17 protein-coding genes are annotated in these 17,284 nt (G+C 62.3%); 8 read left to right on the top strand and 9 right to left on the bottom strand.

Going from position 1 to position 17,284, the window contains the following annotated elements; genetic code table 11:
* Window positions 1–11: 11 nt before the first annotated feature.
* Together HMPREF0291_RS10210 and HMPREF0291_RS10215 are read left to right on the top strand one after the other, a co-directional pair.
* Window positions 12–989, top strand: a complete 978-nt coding sequence (locus HMPREF0291_RS10210; RefSeq protein ID WP_005291171.1) for a ribose-phosphate diphosphokinase — start codon at window positions 12–14, stop codon at window positions 987–989.
* A 1-nt stretch (window position 990) separates the two neighbouring features.
* Window positions 991–2,469: an amino acid permease gene (locus tag HMPREF0291_RS10215; RefSeq protein ID WP_232210306.1), complete on the top strand. Its 1,479-nt coding sequence runs from the start codon at window positions 991–993 to the stop codon at window positions 2,467–2,469.
* On the opposite strand, the gene HMPREF0291_RS10220 is transcribed toward HMPREF0291_RS10215, so the two are convergent.
* A complete protein-coding gene (locus tag HMPREF0291_RS10220) occupies window positions 2,466–3,947 on the bottom strand; it encodes an NAD-dependent succinate-semialdehyde dehydrogenase (RefSeq protein WP_005291177.1) in 1,482 nt (493 codons plus the stop codon). The genes HMPREF0291_RS10215 and HMPREF0291_RS10220 overlap by 4 nt on opposite strands.
* Before the next feature lie 307 nt (window positions 3,948–4,254).
* On the opposite strand from HMPREF0291_RS10220, the gene HMPREF0291_RS10225 reads away from it, so the two are divergent.
* From HMPREF0291_RS10225 to HMPREF0291_RS10235, 3 genes are all read left to right on the top strand, one after another.
* Complete coding sequence (locus HMPREF0291_RS10225; RefSeq protein WP_005291181.1) at window positions 4,255–4,941, top strand: 50S ribosomal protein L25/general stress protein Ctc; 687 nt, start codon at window positions 4,255–4,257, stop codon at window positions 4,939–4,941.
* 141 nt (window positions 4,942–5,082) lie between these two features.
* Entirely contained in the window at window positions 5,083–5,649 is a 567-nt protein-coding gene (pth, locus tag HMPREF0291_RS10230) for an aminoacyl-tRNA hydrolase (RefSeq protein WP_005291183.1), read from the top strand.
* 111 nt (window positions 5,650–5,760) lie between these two features.
* A complete protein-coding gene (locus HMPREF0291_RS10235; RefSeq protein WP_040423803.1) occupies window positions 5,761–6,249 on the top strand; it encodes a hypothetical protein in 489 nt (162 codons plus the stop codon).
* A gap of 55 nt (window positions 6,250–6,304) precedes the next feature.
* Here the strand turns inward: HMPREF0291_RS10235 and HMPREF0291_RS10240 are convergent, their stop codons facing one another.
* Genes HMPREF0291_RS10240 through HMPREF0291_RS10250 form a run of 3 tightly spaced genes read right to left on the bottom strand, consistent with a single transcriptional unit; the run spans window position 6,305 to window position 8,816 of the window.
* Complete coding sequence (locus HMPREF0291_RS10240) at window positions 6,305–7,264, bottom strand: nitronate monooxygenase (RefSeq protein WP_005291189.1); 960 nt, start codon at window positions 7,262–7,264, stop codon at window positions 6,305–6,307.
* Window positions 7,265–7,290: 26 nt separating this feature from the next.
* Window positions 7,291–8,028, bottom strand: a complete 738-nt coding sequence (locus HMPREF0291_RS10245) for a hypothetical protein (protein ID WP_005291192.1) — start codon at window positions 8,026–8,028, stop codon at window positions 7,291–7,293.
* Entirely contained in the window at window positions 8,025–8,816 is a 792-nt protein-coding gene (locus tag HMPREF0291_RS10250; RefSeq protein WP_083770330.1) for a hypothetical protein, read from the bottom strand. The genes HMPREF0291_RS10245 and HMPREF0291_RS10250 overlap by 4 nt, the downstream gene beginning before the upstream one ends.
* A 51-nt stretch (window positions 8,817–8,867) precedes the next feature.
* On the opposite strand from HMPREF0291_RS10250, the gene pth (HMPREF0291_RS10255) reads away from it, so the two are divergent.
* Entirely contained in the window at window positions 8,868–9,497 is a 630-nt protein-coding gene (pth, locus tag HMPREF0291_RS10255) for an aminoacyl-tRNA hydrolase (protein WP_050748886.1), read from the top strand.
* Between the two features lies 1 nt (window position 9,498).
* Here pth (HMPREF0291_RS10255) and HMPREF0291_RS10260 read toward each other — a convergent pair whose 3' ends face one another.
* Window positions 9,499–10,044: an NADPH-dependent FMN reductase gene (locus HMPREF0291_RS10260; RefSeq protein ID WP_005291198.1), complete on the bottom strand. Its 546-nt coding sequence runs from the start codon at window positions 10,042–10,044 to the stop codon at window positions 9,499–9,501.
* Between the two features lie 138 nt (window positions 10,045–10,182).
* On the opposite strand from HMPREF0291_RS10260, the gene HMPREF0291_RS10265 reads away from it, so the two are divergent.
* Both HMPREF0291_RS10265 and HMPREF0291_RS10270 read left to right on the top strand, forming a co-directional pair.
* The gene (locus HMPREF0291_RS10265) at window positions 10,183–11,067 is read left to right on the top strand and encodes an NAD(P)/FAD-dependent oxidoreductase (protein ID WP_005291203.1); all 885 of its coding nucleotides are present in this window, start codon (window positions 10,183–10,185) and stop codon (window positions 11,065–11,067) included.
* 59 nt (window positions 11,068–11,126) lie between these two features.
* Window positions 11,127–12,758, top strand: a complete 1,632-nt coding sequence (locus HMPREF0291_RS10270; protein WP_005291205.1) for a peptide chain release factor 3 — start codon at window positions 11,127–11,129, stop codon at window positions 12,756–12,758.
* A gap of 19 nt (window positions 12,759–12,777) precedes the next feature.
* On the opposite strand, the gene HMPREF0291_RS10275 is transcribed toward HMPREF0291_RS10270, so the two are convergent.
* The 4 genes from HMPREF0291_RS10275 to HMPREF0291_RS10290 all read right to left on the bottom strand — a co-directional run bounded on the left by HMPREF0291_RS10275 (window position 12,778) and on the right by HMPREF0291_RS10290 (window position 17,273).
* Window positions 12,778–14,367, bottom strand: coding sequence for an SLC13 family permease (locus HMPREF0291_RS10275; RefSeq protein ID WP_005291208.1), 1,590 nt, complete (start codon window positions 14,365–14,367; stop codon window positions 12,778–12,780).
* A 226-nt stretch (window positions 14,368–14,593) separates the two neighbouring features.
* Window positions 14,594–15,463 (bottom strand): patatin-like phospholipase family protein, encoded by an 870-nt coding sequence (locus HMPREF0291_RS10280; protein WP_005291211.1) that lies wholly within the window; start codon window positions 15,461–15,463, stop codon window positions 14,594–14,596.
* An 11-nt stretch (window positions 15,464–15,474) separates the two neighbouring features.
* Window positions 15,475–16,350 (bottom strand): patatin-like phospholipase family protein, encoded by an 876-nt coding sequence (locus HMPREF0291_RS10285; protein ID WP_005291214.1) that lies wholly within the window; start codon window positions 16,348–16,350, stop codon window positions 15,475–15,477.
* A gap of 41 nt (window positions 16,351–16,391) precedes the next feature.
* A complete protein-coding gene (locus HMPREF0291_RS10290) occupies window positions 16,392–17,273 on the bottom strand; it encodes an SDR family oxidoreductase (protein ID WP_005291217.1) in 882 nt (293 codons plus the stop codon).
* Between the last annotated feature and the right edge of the window lie 11 nt (window positions 17,274–17,284).

Here is a 17,284-nt window from a genome sequence, read left to right on the forward strand (position 1 = left end):
CGACACCACCCATGACCGGTAAGAAAGTCGAAAGCCACAAGGACCTCAAGGTCTTCTCCGGCCGCGCCCACCCAGAGCTGGCGGAGAACGTGGCCCGGGAACTCGGCATCGACTTGGTCCCCACCACCGCCCGCGACTTCGCCAACGGTGAGATCTTCATTCGCTTCGGCGAGTCCGTCCGCGGCGCGGACTGCTTTGTCATTCAGTCCCACGCGCAGCCGCTGAACAAGTGGCTCATGGAGCAGTTGATCATGATTGACGCGCTCAAGCGTGGCTCCGCCAAGCGCATCACCGCGATCCTGCCGTTCTACCCCTACGCCCGCCAGGATAAGAAGCACCGCGGCCGCGAGCCGATTTCGGCCCGCCTGGTCGCTGACCTGCTCACCGCCGCGGGTGCCGACCGCATCGTCTCCGTGGACTTGCACACCGACCAGATCCAGGGCTTCTTCGACGGCCCGGTCGACCACATGCACGCGATGCCGATCCTGACCGACTACATCAAGTCCAAGTACTCCATGGACAACCTCGCCGTGGTCTCCCCCGATGCCGGCCGTGTGAAGACGGCTGAGAAGTGGGCCAACACGCTTGGGGACGCTCCGATGGCCTTCGTCCACAAGACCCGCGACATCGACGCGGCCAACAAGGTCGTGGCCAACCGCGTTGTCGGTGACGTTGAAGGCAAGGACTGCGTGCTTCTCGACGACATGATCGACACCGGCGGCACCATCGCCGGGGCTGTCGGCGTGCTCAAGGACGCTGGCGCCCGCTCGGTGGTCATCGCCACCACCCACGGCGTGTTCTCCGACCCGGCCCGCGAGCGCCTCAACGACTGCGGCGCCGAAGAAATCATCACCACCGACACCCTGCCGCAGTCCACCGAGGGCTGGAAGAACCTCACCGTGCTGTCTATTGCGCCGCTGCTCGCCCGCACGATCCACGAGATCTTCGAAAACGGTTCCGTGACCACGCTGTTTGAGGGCCAAGCTTAAGGTGCCTGCCCCTCACATTGATCCCGCCGGCGCCGGGTCAGCTGGCGGGAGTTCCACCGTGCCCGCTGGGCCTGCCGCGACCGTGACATCGGATGCACCGCATTCGCTGCAGCAGCGCGACGCTGGATTGCAGCGGGCAATGAAAAGCCGCCAGCTGCAGATGATCGCGCTGGGCTCCGCCATCGGCACCGGTCTGTTCCTTGGATCCGCGGAATCGATTGGTTACGCCGGTCCAGGCGTGCTGGTCACCTTCCTCTTCGTCGGTGCAATCGTCTACCTGCTCATGCGCATGCTGGGTGAGATGGCGGTGGCCAACCCTGTCTCTGGGTCGTTTGCTGCGTACGCCCGCGACTTCATCGGCCCCCGCGCGGGCTTCGTCGCGGGTTGGAACTGGTGGTACACCACGATCGTGGTGGGCATGATCGAGCTCACCGCCATGGGCACGTTCCTGGACTTCTGGTTCCCGCAGATCCCCCACTGGATCACGGCGCTGGTCACCTTGGTGGTCGTGCTGATCATCAACGCCGCCCGCGTGAGCATCTTCGCCGAAGCCGAATACTGGCTGTCCCTCGTGAAAGTCATCGCACTCGTCGCGATGATCATTCTGGGTTTCGTGCTGGTGCTCACCCCCTCCGCCGACGCCGGGTTCCACAACCTCACCGACCACGGCGGCTTCTTCCCCTTCGGTGCTTCCGGCGTGGTCTTCTCACTCGTTGCGGTCACCTTCACCTTCGGCGGCATCATGTCCATCGGCACCGCCGCCGGAGAAACAGAGAATCCGGAACACACGATCCCGAAGGCCATCAACTCCGTGATCTGGCGCATCTTGGTCTTCTACATCGGCGGCATGAGCGTGATCCTGCTGCTGGCGCCGTGGGATGGCCAGGACTCGTCGGAAAGCCCCTTCGTGCGCGTGCTTAGCTTTGTCGGTGTTGACGGCGCCGCCCACGTGCTCAACCTCGTGATCCTCGCCGCGGTCGCCTCGGTGTGCAACACCATGACGTACTCAGGTGCCCGCATGCTGCGCGACCTGTCGCTCAACGGTCAAGCCCCCGCGTACTTCGGCCAGACCACGAGGAAGGGTCTGCCACTGCGTGCGCTGCTGTTCAACTGCGCACTCATGGGCTCTGTCGTGCTGCTCAACTACTTCTTCGAGGGCAAGATCTTCACTGTGTTGCTTGCCGTCGTGGTCGGTTCCGAGCTGATCACCTGGGCTGCAGTGAACTTCGCTCACCTGAACTTCCGCAAGAGCGGACGCAGCTCGAGCTTCACAGCACCGCTCTTCCCCGCTGCGAACTACATCTGCGGAGCCTACTTCGTGCTGGTCCTGGTGCTCATGGCCGCACTGCCCGACTACCGCGTCGGCCTCATCGCCATGGCTGTCTGGGCGATCGGCCTGTTCATCGCGGCGACAGTCATGGAGCGTCCCGGTGGTCACGGGGCGCTGCGGCGCGAGACTGTACAGCCTCACACCCTCTAGTTATTCGCGTACGGGTCTGGCATGCCGACGAACTGCACCTCGGTGTACTCGAGCATGCCCTCCTTCGAGCCCTCGCGCCCCAGACCCGACGCCTTGACACCACCGAACGGGATTGAGGCATCGGACACTGCGCCGGTGTTGAAGCCGACGATGCCGAACTCCAAGTTGTCGGAGGCGCGGAAGATCACGTCGGGGTTCTGGGAGAACACGTAGGAAGCCAGGCCGTATTCGGTGTCGTTGGCCAGCTCCCACAACTCGTCCTCATCCTTGAAGGTGAAAATCGGCGCGATCGGGCCGAAGATCTCTTCACGGTATACCTTGGCTTCCTTGGAGCAGCCGCGGACCACGGTGGGCTCGAAGAAGTAGCCGTCGCGGTCGAGTTGCGTGCCTCCGCAGAGGATCTCGCCGCCGTGGGAGACAGCGTCGTCGACAAGCTCTTGCATGTCTTGCTGCGCCTGTTCGTCAATGAGCGGGCCGATGTCAGCGCCTTCCGCAAACGGGTCGTCGACCTTCATCTCCTTGACCGCGGCAACGAACTTCTCGGTGAACTCGTCGGCGACGGACTCGTGAACGAAGATCCGGTTCGCGGCGGTGCAAGCCTCTGCGTTGTTGCGCATCTTGGCCATCTTCACACCCTCGACTGCGACATCCATGTCAGCATCACCGAAAACGATGGCGGGCGCGTTACCCCCGAGCTCCATCGACGTGCGCACGACGTTCTCCGCCGCCAGTTTGAGCAAGGTCACGCCCACGGGAGTCGATCCGGTGAAGGAAAGCTTGCGCAGGCGGCTGTCGGCCAGGATCGGCTCGGAGACATCCTTCGAGCTCGCGGTGGAAACCAGGTTGATCACGCCGGCGGGCAGGCCAGCTTCCATCATCGTCTGCGCAAAGTACTGAATGGTCAGCGGGGTTTTGCTAGCAGGTTTCACCACGACGGTGTTGCCGGCCGCCAACGCCGGAGCCACCTTGCGCGTGGCCATCGACAGCGGGAAGTTCCACGGCGTAATCAGCAGGCAGGGACCAATCGGCTTACGGAAGGTGAGCATCCGGTTGCCCTTGGCTGGGTATGCGTTGGTGTTGCCGAAGAAGTGGTTGGCTTCCTCAGAGAACCACAGCAGGTAATCGGAGCCGTAGTCGACCTCACCTTCAGCCTCGGCGTACGTCTTTCCCATCTCCAGGGACATAAGGGTGGCAAACTCCGCCTTGCGCTCGTGCATGAGGTCGTATGCCGTGCGCAGGATCTCGGCTCGCTCGCGCGGGGTGGTATGCTCCCACTCGGCGCGGGCATTATCAGCCGCTGCGAGCGCTTTGAGCGCGTCCTCGCGGCTTGCCGACGCCATGGTTGCAATGGTCTCCCCCGTGGCCGGGTTTTCTACCTCGAACGTCTCACCCTCCGAGCCGTCGCGCCACTCGCCGCCGATGAGGAGACGCTTTTCTACCTTTTCCAGAAGCTGGTCAATATCAATCTTGGACATCATGCGGGGTTTCCCTCAATCGCGGATTGCTTATGCTTTCCCTTTCCGGTCTACCACCGCCAACGTTGGGTGTTAGCCCACTATTCGCGGCACGGGGGTTTTGGTCCCGCCTGCGGTGGGCTGTTAAGCTCTACTGCGTCTCGGCGAGGGCGCCCTACGGGGAGCCGTTATCGACGCGATTCGAATACGTACTTACTCGCTGTTCTTGAGCAGAAGCGACAGAACAGCGCGCGGTCACTCGACGAGCACACGAACATCGTCATCACAGTGGCCGCATTTTTTGTGGCCCGAACACACAGGAGTAACCATCATGGCTAACCCGGTTATTAAGGCCGAGAAGCGCGAAGAGTTCGGCAAGGGCGCTTCCCGCCGCCTTCGCGCCGCGGGCCGCGTCCCCGGCGTTCTCTACAGCTCTGGCGAGGACAACTTGCACTTCCACGTCGACATCCTCGAGATTAGTGCGCTTGTGCGTAACGACGGCACCAACGCCATTCTCGAGCTCGACATCGACGGCGAGAAGAACCTCGCCATGGTCAAGAACATCGACCAGAACGTTCTGACCCTGAACATCGACCACATCGACCTGCTGGGCGTGAAGCGCGGCGAGAAGGTCAACGTCGAGGTCCCGGTCACCTACGAGGGCGAGGCTGCTGCCGATGCCGTGGTCCTGCAGGAGCTCGACGTTGTCGAGATCGAGGTCGAGGCCCTGAAGATTCCGGACGAGATCATCGTGTCCATCGAGGGCAAGGAGATCGGCGACCAGATCTTCGCTTCCGACCTGCAGCTGCCGGAGGGTGCAGAGCTGCTCACCGATCCGGAGTTCTTGGTCATCAACGTCACCTACGAGCAGGTCGACGAAGAGCTCGAGGCTGCTGCCGCTGATGTTGAGGAGGGCGGCGCTGAGGCTGGCGCTGACACCGAAGGCGAGGACGGCGACGCAGAGGGCACCGTCGAGATCGCCGACGGCGGCGAGGGCGACGAGGGCGCAAGCGAGTAAGTCGCTTATCGACGCCCCACTTGCCAAGGCCGGCTTCCCCCACCCCGGGGAGCCGGCCTTTCGCATTGGTCCGGCAACTCTCGGCATGTCCCGGGGTTACCCGCCACCCGTTGATCCGTATTGCCCGTAGAATTAATTCCCGTGGCTACTGATTCCCCCATTCTGGTCGTGGGCCTAGGCAACCCGGGCACTATCTATGCGCAGACGAGACATAATGCGGGGGCGATGGTGATCGACGAGCTTCTGGATCGCGCTACCCCGATGCCCGCCCAACTGAGCGTGCACAAGAAGACCAACACTGAGGTCGCTGAACTCGCCGCGGGTCGTCTCATGCCGCGACGCACGATTCTCGCGCGCACGCGTGGCTTCATGAATGTCTCCGGCGGCCCCGTCAAGGCGCTGGCCAGCTACTACGGAACGAAGCCTGCCGACATTCACGTCATCTACGACGAGCTGGACCTCGACTTCGGCCAATTCAAGCTCCGTCTCGGCGGCGGGGACCACGGCCATAACGGGTTGAAGTCCGTCACCAAGTCATTGGGTACCTCCGATTACCACCGTCTCGCGGTGGGCATCGGGCGCCCGCCCGGGCGGCAAGCCCCCGCAGATTACGTGCTCAAGCCATTCAGCAAGCAGGAGTTCGCGGAGCTTCCGATCGTGCTCGCGGACGTGGCCGACGGGCTGCTGGAATACTGCTCGCCCGAATAAGCCACGCCGCACGTTTTTGACCAGTATGTTTATCCGAGCAGTATTCCGGAAAACCCTCAGCAGTATTCTGCCCCCGGGAAACGGCGTGACATTCGTAGAGAGGTCGGTTCCATGCACCAGTCCACCCGCCACCTGACAACGCGGGCGCTCGCCGCGGTCCTCACCGCAGCGATTCTCAGTGTCGGCGTCACGGGATGCTCCACTGAAGCACCGATTCCAGAGCCCGATTCATTGGCCGCGCCGGGCGAGAGTGGAGATTCGGGGGAAGACCTCAACCTTGCGCCAGGAGAGCAAGTGCTGGAAGGAACGCTCAAGGCGGTTCACTTCAAGGACATGCTTCCCCCAGGAGTGCATGAAGAGGTCGCGGACGACGTAGACAATGTTTCTACTTTCTATGCAATCGAGCTTGACCCAGTGAAACCAGTTGACGGCCTTGTCGCCGGAGGGATAGAAACTACCCAAAGCCCGCTGTGGGCAATCCTGGGTAATGACACCTCGCCGCAACCGCTGGACTGGACCAAATACGTCGACAAGCGCATCCGTGTCATCGCCCGTGCAGATCAACTGAGGTATGGCTCCGACATAGCGACTCCCCCCTGATGCCGTCAATGTGGAGAACTCCGATCACGAACCGGAGGTTCTGGACTGAACCTGACTAACGCGCGCCCAGCAAGTACCCCTCGATCTCGGCCGCCGGGCCCTCGCGCAACTCCTCCGGCCGCTCACCGACCAGGCAATACGCATAATCTGGGTCGTTGCGCCGAGGTTTGAGCATGGCGTTGAGATGAGGATAGACCGGTGGCAGGTCGGGATGGGTGCGCGTGAACTCGGTCCCGAGGCCGCGGGCGTAACGGCCCGAGAAAGCACGCGTAGAAACGCTGCGCTCACCGCCGGTGCGGGCATCGCGAAGGTGGGCGCGGTTGGTGTCGGAGGTGCCGGCTTCGTCGGCAAGCAAAAAGGCGCTGCCGCACGCAACGGATGACGCGCCCCACTCGATGAGGCGCTCCACGTCGGCGGGGCCGCGGGCGCCGCCAGCGGCCATGAGGGGGATGTTGATGAGGCGGAAGATGCCATCAAGAAGCTTTTCGACGCTACGGTCCCCCGGCTCCTCCCCCAGCCGCCACGTCGCGCGGTGCCCACCAGCTTCGGGACCTTGCACGATGAGTCCGTCGGCGTACTCGGCCGCCTTGACCGCGTCGACTTCGTTGGTGACGGTGACCCAGGCTTGGATCCCGGCGTCATGCAGCATGCGGACTTCCTCAGGAGTGAAGCAGCCGAAGGTCGACGACACGATGGTGGCTCGTCCGTCCTCGATGGCCAAACGCAGCTTGTCGTGGAAGCCGAAAGTCAGGTCGGCTGGGGGCACAGGCTCGTCGAGTTCTGCGGAGAGCCGCTCCAGGTCCGCCGCGGCTGGCTCATCGGCCTGCGGGTAGAAGAGGTTGATGCCGAAGGGCTCCTCGACGCGGGCCAGCTCTTCCCGCGCCTGCTCCAACGAACAGGTGCCCCAGGCCAGGAACCCAAAACTGACGGCATTCACCAGTTCGGGCGTGGACGGGCCGCCGGCCATGGGGGCGGCGACGACGCGGGGCAACGGGGCAGGCAGGTCGGTGGGCATGCAATCCAATGTAATGAACTCGACCCTTAGTCGCCGCCACCACCGTCACCGCCGCTATCGGAACCGCCATCAGCGGAGCTGCGGTCTAGATGCTCTTCAACCGCAGTGGCGTATTGCCATGGAATGAAGCCGTTGTACCCGGCGCCGAAGACGAAAAGCTCATCCCCGAAACGGGGCGGGACGAAGTCGATATCTCGCCTAATATTCACGAAAGCCCACGGGCGCGCCGCGACAACGACCATCGCATACTCCCCCACCACAAGTAAGAAGTCCTCGAAAAAATGCGGGGACCGCAGATCGCCTTTCAGTGCGCGGGCCTGATCGGTGAGCCGATGGATAGACATCTCGATGTCCAGGTTTGGTTTGTAGCTGAAACGCCGGTGGTTCTCGGCAAAAACAAGATCGCTGACCAAATCATCGACAATAGCCAGTCGGGCATCTTCGTCTTCGCCCTCCGCGGCAGCGAGAATGGCTGTGTGGGAACTGATTCGGGCAATCTGGCGCGCTGACCGCATGGCAGCTGTGACCTGTTTCTTCTTAGTCCCTGGGGGCAATGGAACAATATCCGCCTTCGCACGTGCCCACTGCTCGGCTGCCCCGAAAGATAGCGGTGAACGCAGCTGCGGAATGAGCCAGTCGGTTTCTGGTATGCCCGCCATTGCGCGGTGATAGAAAGCGTCGTCGCGTGCGATTCGCTCCTCACCGGCGGCATAGACATCGCCGCCTATGATCGCGCTATCTTTCTTCCAGTAATGGGGGGTCACCTCAGTACCTCCCCGTGCAACCAGCGGCGATAGAAGCGGGCTTGAGCTCTGGACTCAAGACCCTGGCTTCTGATCGCGGACTGCAGCGAAAGGTGCTTCACGTAACCGCTCCAGATCGCGGCTGCCGGCATGTACCCGTTCAACCCTGCACCAGGCCGGTACTCACGCTGGGCAACTGTCGGCGGTACTACCCCGGCGTACTTCTTCAAGCTCGATCGCGATAGATCCATGGAAGCGAGATTCGCGTCATTCCACTCGCGCGAGGAGACACCCATATCGTGCACATGACGGGCTAATTCCTCGCAGAACCCCGGCTCATTCACTTTTCCCCGCATGGCGCCGAGTTTGCGCCATACCCATTCATCACCGAAAACCACAGCATCTGACATGAGCTCGTTAACGGCTTGGCTCCGCAACCGTTCGTCCCCGTTTTCAATCCCCGAAAGATAAGCAATGTTGCGGTGCGCGTTGATCACATCCCGTGCAGCCTCTTGCGACGACGGCTCAGCAGCGAACCGGTTCTTGATCGTTTCCCACTGGTTGCGGACCATTGGAAATGTGAGTGGGGATCTGAGCCCCTTGACCAGCCAGTCCGTTTCCTGAGCCGCCCGGAAAGAAGCTTCACCGTACGTAGCGAGCCACTCTTTAGCGTACTTTCGCTTCCGCCTCCTCGTACTGACTATCTCGAAAGTCACCAGAAAAACCACCCACACGACCGAAACGATGAGAAACAAAACTAGCCCAGCAGTCTCTGAATCGCTCGTTGAAGCGAGGAGGTGCGCACCCATGGAAATCATCCTAGAGACAACCTGCCTACACTGGCACCCGTGTTCGACTACTTGCTCTCCCTCTTTCGCGCCCGTCAGCTAGCGGAAAAGGATCCGGCTGGGCTACCCGACGCCAAATGGCTTGTCGTTGGCCTGGGCAACCCCGGCGCGAGGTATGACGCTACGAAGCACAACGTCGGCTACATGGTGCAGGACATCCTCCTCGACCAGGTCGCGGCCACCCTGGCCCCGCTCAACGGACACAAAGTGACCGTCGCCGTCGCTGACGGGGTGGCCTACGCCCGCTCCACCACGTTCATGAACTTGAGCGGCGAGGGTATCGCTCCCCTGGCCCGTGAACTGGGTATCACGCCCGATCACGTCGTGGTGCTTCACGACGAGCTCGACCTCCCACCCGGCAAAGTCCGCATCAAGCTCGGCGGCAACGAGAACGGGCACAACGGATTGAAGTCCCTCACTGAGCACCTGGGGACGCGCGACTACGTGCGAATTCGGATCGGAATCGGGCGCCCGCCGAAAGGAATGCCCGTGCCGGAGTGGGTGCTCAGCTCGCTGCCGCAGGACTCAGAACACGAGGAGAAAGCTCTGACGGAGCAGTTGGAGTTGACGGCCGAGGCGGCTGGGATCGTCGTTAAGCACGGGGTGCAGCGCGCGCAGAACGAGATCCACCCGCGTAGCTGAGTTACTTGTTCAGCTGGGCGGTGAGCGTCTCGAGGCGGTCGCACATCGCGGCGAGCTCCTTGGCGCGATGGGGCATCGGCTGGAAGCCGTCGCGCATCTCCATCGCCTGGATAAAGCCGAGCTGCTCGCGGATGTCATGCATGTGGAAGTTCGCGGCGATCTGGCGCCAATGCTCGATGGCGCGGATCGCGCCGACACCGCCGTAGCCGACAAACGCGATCGGCTTGCCCACCCACTCGGGGCCGAGCGTATCCACAGCGTTCTTCAGCGCTGCCGGGACCGAGTGGTTGTACTCCGGCGTGATGAAGATGAACGCGTCGCAGGCGTCAATGGCTTGCGACCAGCGGGTGACCTCATCGTTGTCGTACTCGCGGTTCATGAGCATCGGCATGCCGGCACCGTCATACATCGGCAGGTCGAAGTCGGCGAGGTCGATGAGCTGGTACTCCGCGCCGCTGCGATCGGCCACCTGCTCCTGCACCCAGGCGGCCACCTTCTCCGCGGTGCGGCCCTTACGGATAGATCCGACGATGACGCCGATCTTCATTGCTTCTCCTCTCGTTTGCGTACAAGTCACCTAACTCGGCTCCACTCTAATGAAGGCCATCAGGGCCTCCCGCGGTGGAGCTCGAGCAACTAGTTTCTTCAACGAGAACCAGTCCAAAGAATTCCAGGAGGCTAAGACATGGATGTCACGATCATCGGCGGAGGTTTCGCCGGGACCGCGGCGGCAATCAACTTGGCAAGAGCGAATCGGTCCGTCTGCTTGGTCGACGAAGGGCGGCCGCGCAACCGGTTCAGCGAGCACGCCCACGGCATCCTAGGAATGGACTCGATCAAACCAGTCGAGCTACTCGAAAAGGGTCATGCTGAATTCGAGTCGTTCGGCGGGACGATCGTGCGGGACCGCGCTGAGAACCTGACAAAGTCGCACGACAAGTGGTCCGTAACTCTCGCGAGCAGCAAGGCCATTGATTCCCCGCATGTTCTCGTCACTACCGGAATCACCGACGTCTTGCCTGACGTGTACGGTTTGTCCGCACTGTGGGGAACGCGGGTCTTCCACTGCCCCTACTGTCACGGGTACGAAGTGAACGGGACGGACCTCGCTGTCATCGGTGGAGAGAACCCCGGCTTCACATTCCATATTTCGAAGCTACTCACCAAGTGGGCGAAGACCGTGACTTTCTTCCCCAACGGCCTTGAGCTTCCCGACGAGGAGCTCGCCCTCTTCTCCTCGCTGAACATCGAAATCGTCGACGAACCCGTCCTAGAAGTCAGTTCGGCGGAGGGTGACCAAGCCGTAATTCGCACGACTAACCACCATTTCGTGTTCGAATCCTGTTTCACCGGCCCACGTTTCGAACCGAACGACGAGCTGCTGCGCGAAGCTGGTTGCGATGTCGTCGACGGATGGGTCCGCACAGAACGCGGCCGGACATCGCAGCCGGGTCTCTGGGCAGCGGGCAATGTGGTCAGCTCTCCCGACCAAGTGTCGCAGGCGACAGGTGCAGGGGCGGCCGTCGGGATCGCTATCGACCAGGCGCTTTTCTCCGAGAAGCTGTCCTAATTTCGCTGCTTTGCACTGGTTCGCCCTCCCACCGCACAAGCGACTACCCTCTACAGGTCATGAGTACCGTCACCGAGGCCGCCCGCCGCCGCACCTTCGCCGTCATCGCCCACCCGGACGCGGGTAAGTCGACGTTGACGGAGGCGCTGGCGCTGCACGCCCACGCGATCTCGGAGGCGGGCGCGGTGCACGGCAAGGGCAACCGCAAGGACACGGTGTCTGACTGGATGGAGATGGAGAAGGACCGCGGCATCTCCATCGCATCGTCAGCGCTCCAGTTCGAATACGCGCCCGAGGGCCACACCGGTGAGCCGTATGTGGTCAACCTCGTGGACACCCCGGGCCACGCGGACTTCTCCGAGGACACCTACCGCGTGCTGTCTGCCGTCGATGCTGCCGTCATGCTGATCGACGCCGCGAAGGGCCTCGAGCCTCAAACTCTCAAGCTCTTCCGCGTCTGCAAAGCCCGCGGGTTGCCGATTGTCACGGTGATCAACAAGTGGGACCGCGTGGGCCGCGAGCCGCTGGAGCTTGTCGACGAGATCGTCACCGAAATCGACCTCCAACCCACTCCCCTCTACTGGCCCGTCGGTGAGGCCGGCGACTTCCGCGGCCTCGCGCACGTCAACGACGACGGTGAAGCCGACGAGTACATTCACTTCACCCGCACCGCCGGTGGTTCCACCATTGCCCCGGAAGAGCACTTCGCCCCGGACGACGCTGCCGCTAAGGAAGGCGACGTGTGGGAGACCGCCATCGAGGAAGCCGAGCTGCTCGCCGCCGACGGTGCCGTCCACAACCAGGACCTGTTCGAACAGTGCGTGACCTCGCCGCTCATCTTCGCGTCTGCCATGCTCAACTTCGGCGTCCACCAGATTTTGGACACGCTGTGCGCCATTGCGCCCGCTCCGGAGGGCCGTGAGTCGGATCCGGCGGCGGTGGAGGCGTCGACAAGCGCGATGGATGAGTCGCGTTCGGTCGGCGATGAATTCTCCGGCGTCGTGTTCAAGGTGCAGGCGGGCATGGACAAGAACCACCGCGACACGCTCGCGTTCATGCGTGTCGTCTCCGGCGAGTTCGACCGCGGCATGCAGGTCACTCACGCGCAGTCGGGCCGCAGCTTTTCGACGAAATACGCACTCACCGTCTTCGGCCGCACCCGCGACACCGTGGAGACCGCGTTCCCGGGCGACATCATCGGTCTGGTCAACGCAGGCGCCCTGGCGCCGGGCGACACGATCTACACGGGCCGCAAAGTCCAGTTCCCGCCGATGCCGCAGTTCGCCCCCGAGCACTTCCGCACGCTGCGCGCGAAATCGCTGGGCAAATACAAGCAGTTCCGCAAAGCGCTGGAGCAGCTCGATGCCGAGGGTGTGGTGCAGATCTTGCGTAACGACGCCCGCGGCGACGCCTCCCCCGTCATGGCCGCCGTCGGCCCCATGCAGTTCGAGGTCATGCAGGCCCGCATGGAAAACGAATACAACGTCGAGACAGTGACCGAGCCGATCCCCTACTCGGTGGCGCGGCGCACCGACGCGGAGTCGGCGCCCGAGCTGGGCCGTCAGCGCGGCGTAGAAATTTTCACCCGCACCGACGGCGAACTCATCGCGCTGTTCGGCGACAAGTGGAAGCTCGCCTTCGTGGAGAAGGAGCACCCGGAGCTCACCATGGAGCCGCTCGTCGCCGACTAGCGCGTTTGGTGCGAGCTGTTTAGACCAGCCCGATCCAGTTCCAGTAGGTCGCCGAGAACAACAGCACCAGCAGGTACCCGATGATCGTCAGCGGGATACCGGTCTTGAGGAACTGGCGGGTGGTGAACGCGCCGGTACCGTAGGCCAGCATGTTCTGCGGGGCGGAGACCGGCAGCAGGAAGCCGAAGCAGATGACGAACTGCTGGATGACCACGAAGCCCAATCCGCCGTTGGGCACATCCAATGTCGCTGCGAGGGCGATGAACACAGGGATGAGCGCCGACGACAGCGAGGTCGCGGACGCGAAACCAAGGTGGATCACGATGTTGAACAGCGAAACCAGCGCGATGGTGGCCAGAAGCGGCATGCTCTGCAAACCAATGGCGCCGAAGGTCTTCTCCGACAACCACGTCGCGGCGCCAGTCTCCAGCATGAACATGCCCAAGGAAATACCGACAGCGAAGACGACGAGCGTTCCCCAGTTGATCTTCTCCTGAGCGTACTTCCAGTCCATGACGCCAATGCCGGGCAACAGCATGATGCCGATGGCCACGATGGTGATCACCGAGGAATCAATGGGGTGAAGCACGCCTTCGGTCGCCCAGAACAGCAACAGGATTACCGCGATCGCGGTAAGACGCTTTTCTGCGCCGGACATCGGTCCCATCTCTTCCAGCTGCTTGTCGACGAGCGCCTTCCCGCCCTCAATCGACTCCGTTTCCGGCTTGATCGCCCAGCGCATGATGAAGTAGAGCGCGATCGACATGAGGACGGACCAGGGCGCGGCCCAGAGGAACCATTCACCCCACGACACGGTCCGGCCCATTTCCGACTCGATGAATCCGACGGCAACGAGGTTCTGGGCGGCAGCCGTTTTGATGCCCACGTTCCACACCGATACGGCCTGGGTCGCTGTGATGATCAACAGCGCCGACAGTTTCGAGTTGGTGGCCAACCCGAAAGCCGCGACCATGCCCAGCAGAATCGGCACGACGGCGCCGGCGCGGGCCGTTGCAGACGGCACGAAGAACGCCAAGATGATGGAGATGATGATCGCGCCGATGACAATGTTCGATGTCTTCTCGCCGGCCAACCGCAGAACGTACAGGGCGAGGCGGCGGTGCAAGCCGGTCGCCTGCATCGCCACGGCCAGTGCGAGGGCGGCGGCAACGAGTGCGACGGCCGAGGACGAAAAGCCAGCCATCGCTGTCTTCAGGGCCGCGGACGTGCCGACGATCTCACCGGGGTTTTCCGGGTCCTGCGAGAATCCGAGCAGCAAGGAAATCAAGCTGATGATCAGCACGGAACTGACCGGATAGGACACCGCCTCGGTGACCCACATAATCACTGCGAAGGCGAGCAGACCGAGCGCGATCTGGCCCTGCCAGTCGATGGTCTCGATCGGGATGATCAGCACCGCACCGAGGGCAATGAAGGCCAAGAAGAAAGCAATCAGCTTGCCCCGGCCAGAGCTCTGGGGTTTCTCCGGGGCACCGCTGCTAGCTTCAGCTGTGGGGGTGTTGGGGTCCGTCGCCGTCGAGGGCGCGGTGGCACCGGAGGGTTCGGACGGGGTGGAAGATGACGCGGGGTTGTTGACCGCGGATGACAAGCGGAACACTCCAATCAAAGTCAGTGGAGAGACATGCGGACGCACTCTCCTCAAAGGGGTCACCTTCCAGAATACGCCCGCCTGAGACCTGAAATGACTGGTCAGCCCCGGTTTAGGGCATGCGTTTTAGCTCACACAACCCTCCAACGTTTCGTTCATGGCCCGCAGCGCATCTATCGGATTGAACGTGGCTGACGCCGGATTGCGTGGGACTGGCCTGTAGCGCCTAGCCGCCCAGGAATTCCATCCATTCGTCCCATTCACGCTCCATTTGAGCCTGCCCCAGAATGTAGTTCGTGTTGAGCTTGGTCACATTGCGTTCTGATGCATCCACGCTCATCTGATCCGGAAAAAAGACCTTCGCTCGGCCATCTTGCTCTAGCTCCAGAATGCGTTTCTTGGACGCGTTGTACCGCCCCGGCCGGACAATTAATGCCTCTGCGACGGCGGGATGCTTATTGAACAACCTGCGGGTCGCGATCGGCCGTGTCACCGTCGGCCGGACGTAGTCCCGTTCCTTGGTGGCGAGAACGAGGAATTTGGTGAAGCCGGCTTTCTCGGCGGCGTCGATAAGCAAGCCCCCCGAATACCCCAACGCACCGTCGACGTACTGGATACCGTCGATCTCTGCCATCGGCATGATCTTCGGCAGCGTGGACGACGCGCGCGTGACTTTGCCTACGGTCTCGATGTTCGCGAGATCCTTCTTCGTCCACTGCACGGTGTGGCCAGTGTCGGCGCGGACCGCCTCAATGTGAACCTCAGTGTCCGTGTTGGACAGGAACGCGTCCCAGTCGAACGGCAAGACATCGTTGGAGCGCTCATAAATGAACTCGGCGTTGAAGTAACCGCGACCGCGGGCCAGCGATTTCCAGCCGCCGAACTCTGCATTGGCAGCCATATTCGTGAACGCCTCGCGGGCACGGTGTGCGTCGCGGGACACGTAGTTGATCGCATGCCCCGAACCAGCCGACACTCCCCCAGCCCAGCCAAATACGACGTGTTCCTGGATGAATCTGACGATGGCGGGAGCGGTATAAGAGTTGCGCATCCCACCACCCTCGAGAATAAGGGCAGTGTCGGTGGCATCGATCATAACTTGCTAGTTTACGCGCCGGACCCCTCGAGGAAAGCCTTCATAGCGGGCCACTCGCGCTCCAGCTGCTCTTCACCAGCGGCGAAGTTCTTCTCCAGCTTGTGCACCTTGAACTCAGCGTTTTCCACCATCATGTTCTCCGGGAAGAACGCGTACGCATTGCCAGCGTTCTCCAGCTCAACGATGCGATCCTTGGCGCGGTTGTACTTGTCTGGGCGCTCGATCGTACGGCGCGCGACCTCGGGATACTTAGGGAACATACGGCGGATCATCGCTGGACGGTTGACCGGCTCGCGCACATAGTTGCGGTCCTTGGTGCCCAGCACCAGGAACTTCTTGAAACCAGCCTGCTCGGCAGCATCGATGACAAGGCCACCGCCGTCACCTAGAGCACCGTCGACGTACGGCACGCCGTCGATGTGCGCCATCGGCATCAACATCGGCATCGTGGAAGAGGCGCGGATGACCAGGTTCATGAAGTCTTCGTCGAAAAGCTCCTCGTTGTGCCATGCGACTGATTCGCCAGTGTCCGCACGCACGGCTTCGATGTGGAGCGGTGTTTCAGCCTGTTTGAACGCGTCCATGTTGAACGGCAGCTCACCGCCGCGGTCCTGGAACATGAATTCTGCGTTGAGCAGACCGCGTCCCAGTGCGAGCGAGCGCAAGCCGCCGATCTTGGGGTGGCCCATGAAGGTGGTGAATGCCTCGCGGGTGCGCTCCGCATCCCCGGACAGGAAGTTCACGGAGTGGATGGCGCCGGCGGACACCCCGCCTACCCAGCCGAATTGGACACCTTCCTCAATGAGTTTGATGATCACCGGGGCGGTGTAGGAGTTACGGGTTCCGCCGCCCTCAATGACGAGAGCAGTATCACGTGCGTCAATCATGGTTCACCAGTGTACGGGGTCACAGGCCGCCTGCGGACCATTTAGGGCGTGAGCGCCCCACCTGTAACGCCGAGGGTCTCACCGGAGATAAAAGAGGCTTCCTCAGATGCCAAGAACACGTAAGCACCAGCACATTCGACGGGCTGACCTGCCCGTCCCAGACCGGATTCCTGGCCGAACTCGGTGAGCTTCTCCATCGGCTGGCCGTAGCTCGGCTGCAGCGGGGTCCACACCGGACCCGGCGCGACAGCATTGACACGGATGCCCTTTTCCAGCAGCTCCATGCTCAAGCCCTTCGCCATGTTGTTCATCGCGGCCTTGGTCACGGCGTAGTGGTTCAGGCCCGGCGTCGGGTCATACGCCTGAATGGAGGAGGTGAAAAGGATGGACGAGCCGGGTTTCAGGTGCGGCAACGCCGCCTTGGTCACGCGGAAGGAGCCGTAGATGTTGGTTTTCATCGTGGCATCGAACTCTTCATCGTCGATGTCCAGGAACGATTCGGCGAAGATCTGGCGCGATGCGTTGTTGACCAGGATGTCCAGGCCACCCAGCTCGTCGAGGGCCGTCTGCACGGTCTTGGTGCAGGTATCTGGATCCTGCAGATCGCCTGGGATGCCCACAGCCTTGCGGCCGGCCTCCTCAATGGCGGCCAGCACGCGGTCAGCGTCGACCTGCTCTTCTGGCAGGTACGCGATGGCAACGTCAGCACCCTCACGGGCGTAAGCGATGGCGACGGCAGCACCGATGCCGGAGTCACCACCGGTGATCAGCGCTTTGCGGCCTTCGAGGCGGCCACGACCCACGTAAGACTCCAAACCGATGTCGGCGGTCGGTTCCATTTCAACGTCCAGGCCCGGGTGGGGCTGGCGCTGTTCGGGCGGGGAGATTGTCGGGTACTTGCTGCGGGGGTCAATGAGAGACATGACACCCACCG

This window comes from Corynebacterium genitalium ATCC 33030, from assembly GCF_000143825.1.
Taxonomy (GTDB): domain Bacteria; phylum Actinomycetota; class Actinomycetes; order Mycobacteriales; family Mycobacteriaceae; genus Corynebacterium; species Corynebacterium genitalium.

Coding starts and splice junctions, on each gene's coding strand:
- HMPREF0291_RS10210 (WP_005291171.1), top strand. CDS start 12: ATGACCGGTAAGAAAGTCGAAAGCCACAAGGACCTCAAGGTCTTCTCC.
- HMPREF0291_RS10220 (WP_005291177.1), bottom strand. CDS start 3,947: ATGATGTCCAAGATTGATATTGACCAGCTTCTGGAAAAGGTAGAAAAG.
- HMPREF0291_RS10225 (WP_005291181.1), top strand. CDS start 4,255: ATGGCTAACCCGGTTATTAAGGCCGAGAAGCGCGAAGAGTTCGGCAAG.
- HMPREF0291_RS10235 (WP_040423803.1), top strand. CDS start 5,761: ATGCACCAGTCCACCCGCCACCTGACAACGCGGGCGCTCGCCGCGGTC.
- HMPREF0291_RS10240 (WP_005291189.1), bottom strand. CDS start 7,264: ATGCCCACCGACCTGCCTGCCCCGTTGCCCCGCGTCGTCGCCGCCCCC.
- HMPREF0291_RS10250 (WP_083770330.1), bottom strand. CDS start 8,816: ATGGGTGCGCACCTCCTCGCTTCAACGAGCGATTCAGAGACTGCTGGG.
- HMPREF0291_RS10260 (WP_005291198.1), bottom strand. CDS start 10,044: ATGAAGATCGGCGTCATCGTCGGATCTATCCGTAAGGGCCGCACCGCG.
- HMPREF0291_RS10265 (WP_005291203.1), top strand. CDS start 10,183: ATGGATGTCACGATCATCGGCGGAGGTTTCGCCGGGACCGCGGCGGCA.
- HMPREF0291_RS10270 (WP_005291205.1), top strand. CDS start 11,127: ATGAGTACCGTCACCGAGGCCGCCCGCCGCCGCACCTTCGCCGTCATC.
- HMPREF0291_RS10280 (WP_005291211.1), bottom strand. CDS start 15,463: ATGATCGATGCCACCGACACTGCCCTTATTCTCGAGGGTGGTGGGATG.
- HMPREF0291_RS10285 (WP_005291214.1), bottom strand. CDS start 16,350: ATGATTGACGCACGTGATACTGCTCTCGTCATTGAGGGCGGCGGAACC.
- HMPREF0291_RS10290 (WP_005291217.1), bottom strand. CDS start 17,273: ATGTCTCTCATTGACCCCCGCAGCAAGTACCCGACAATCTCCCCGCCC.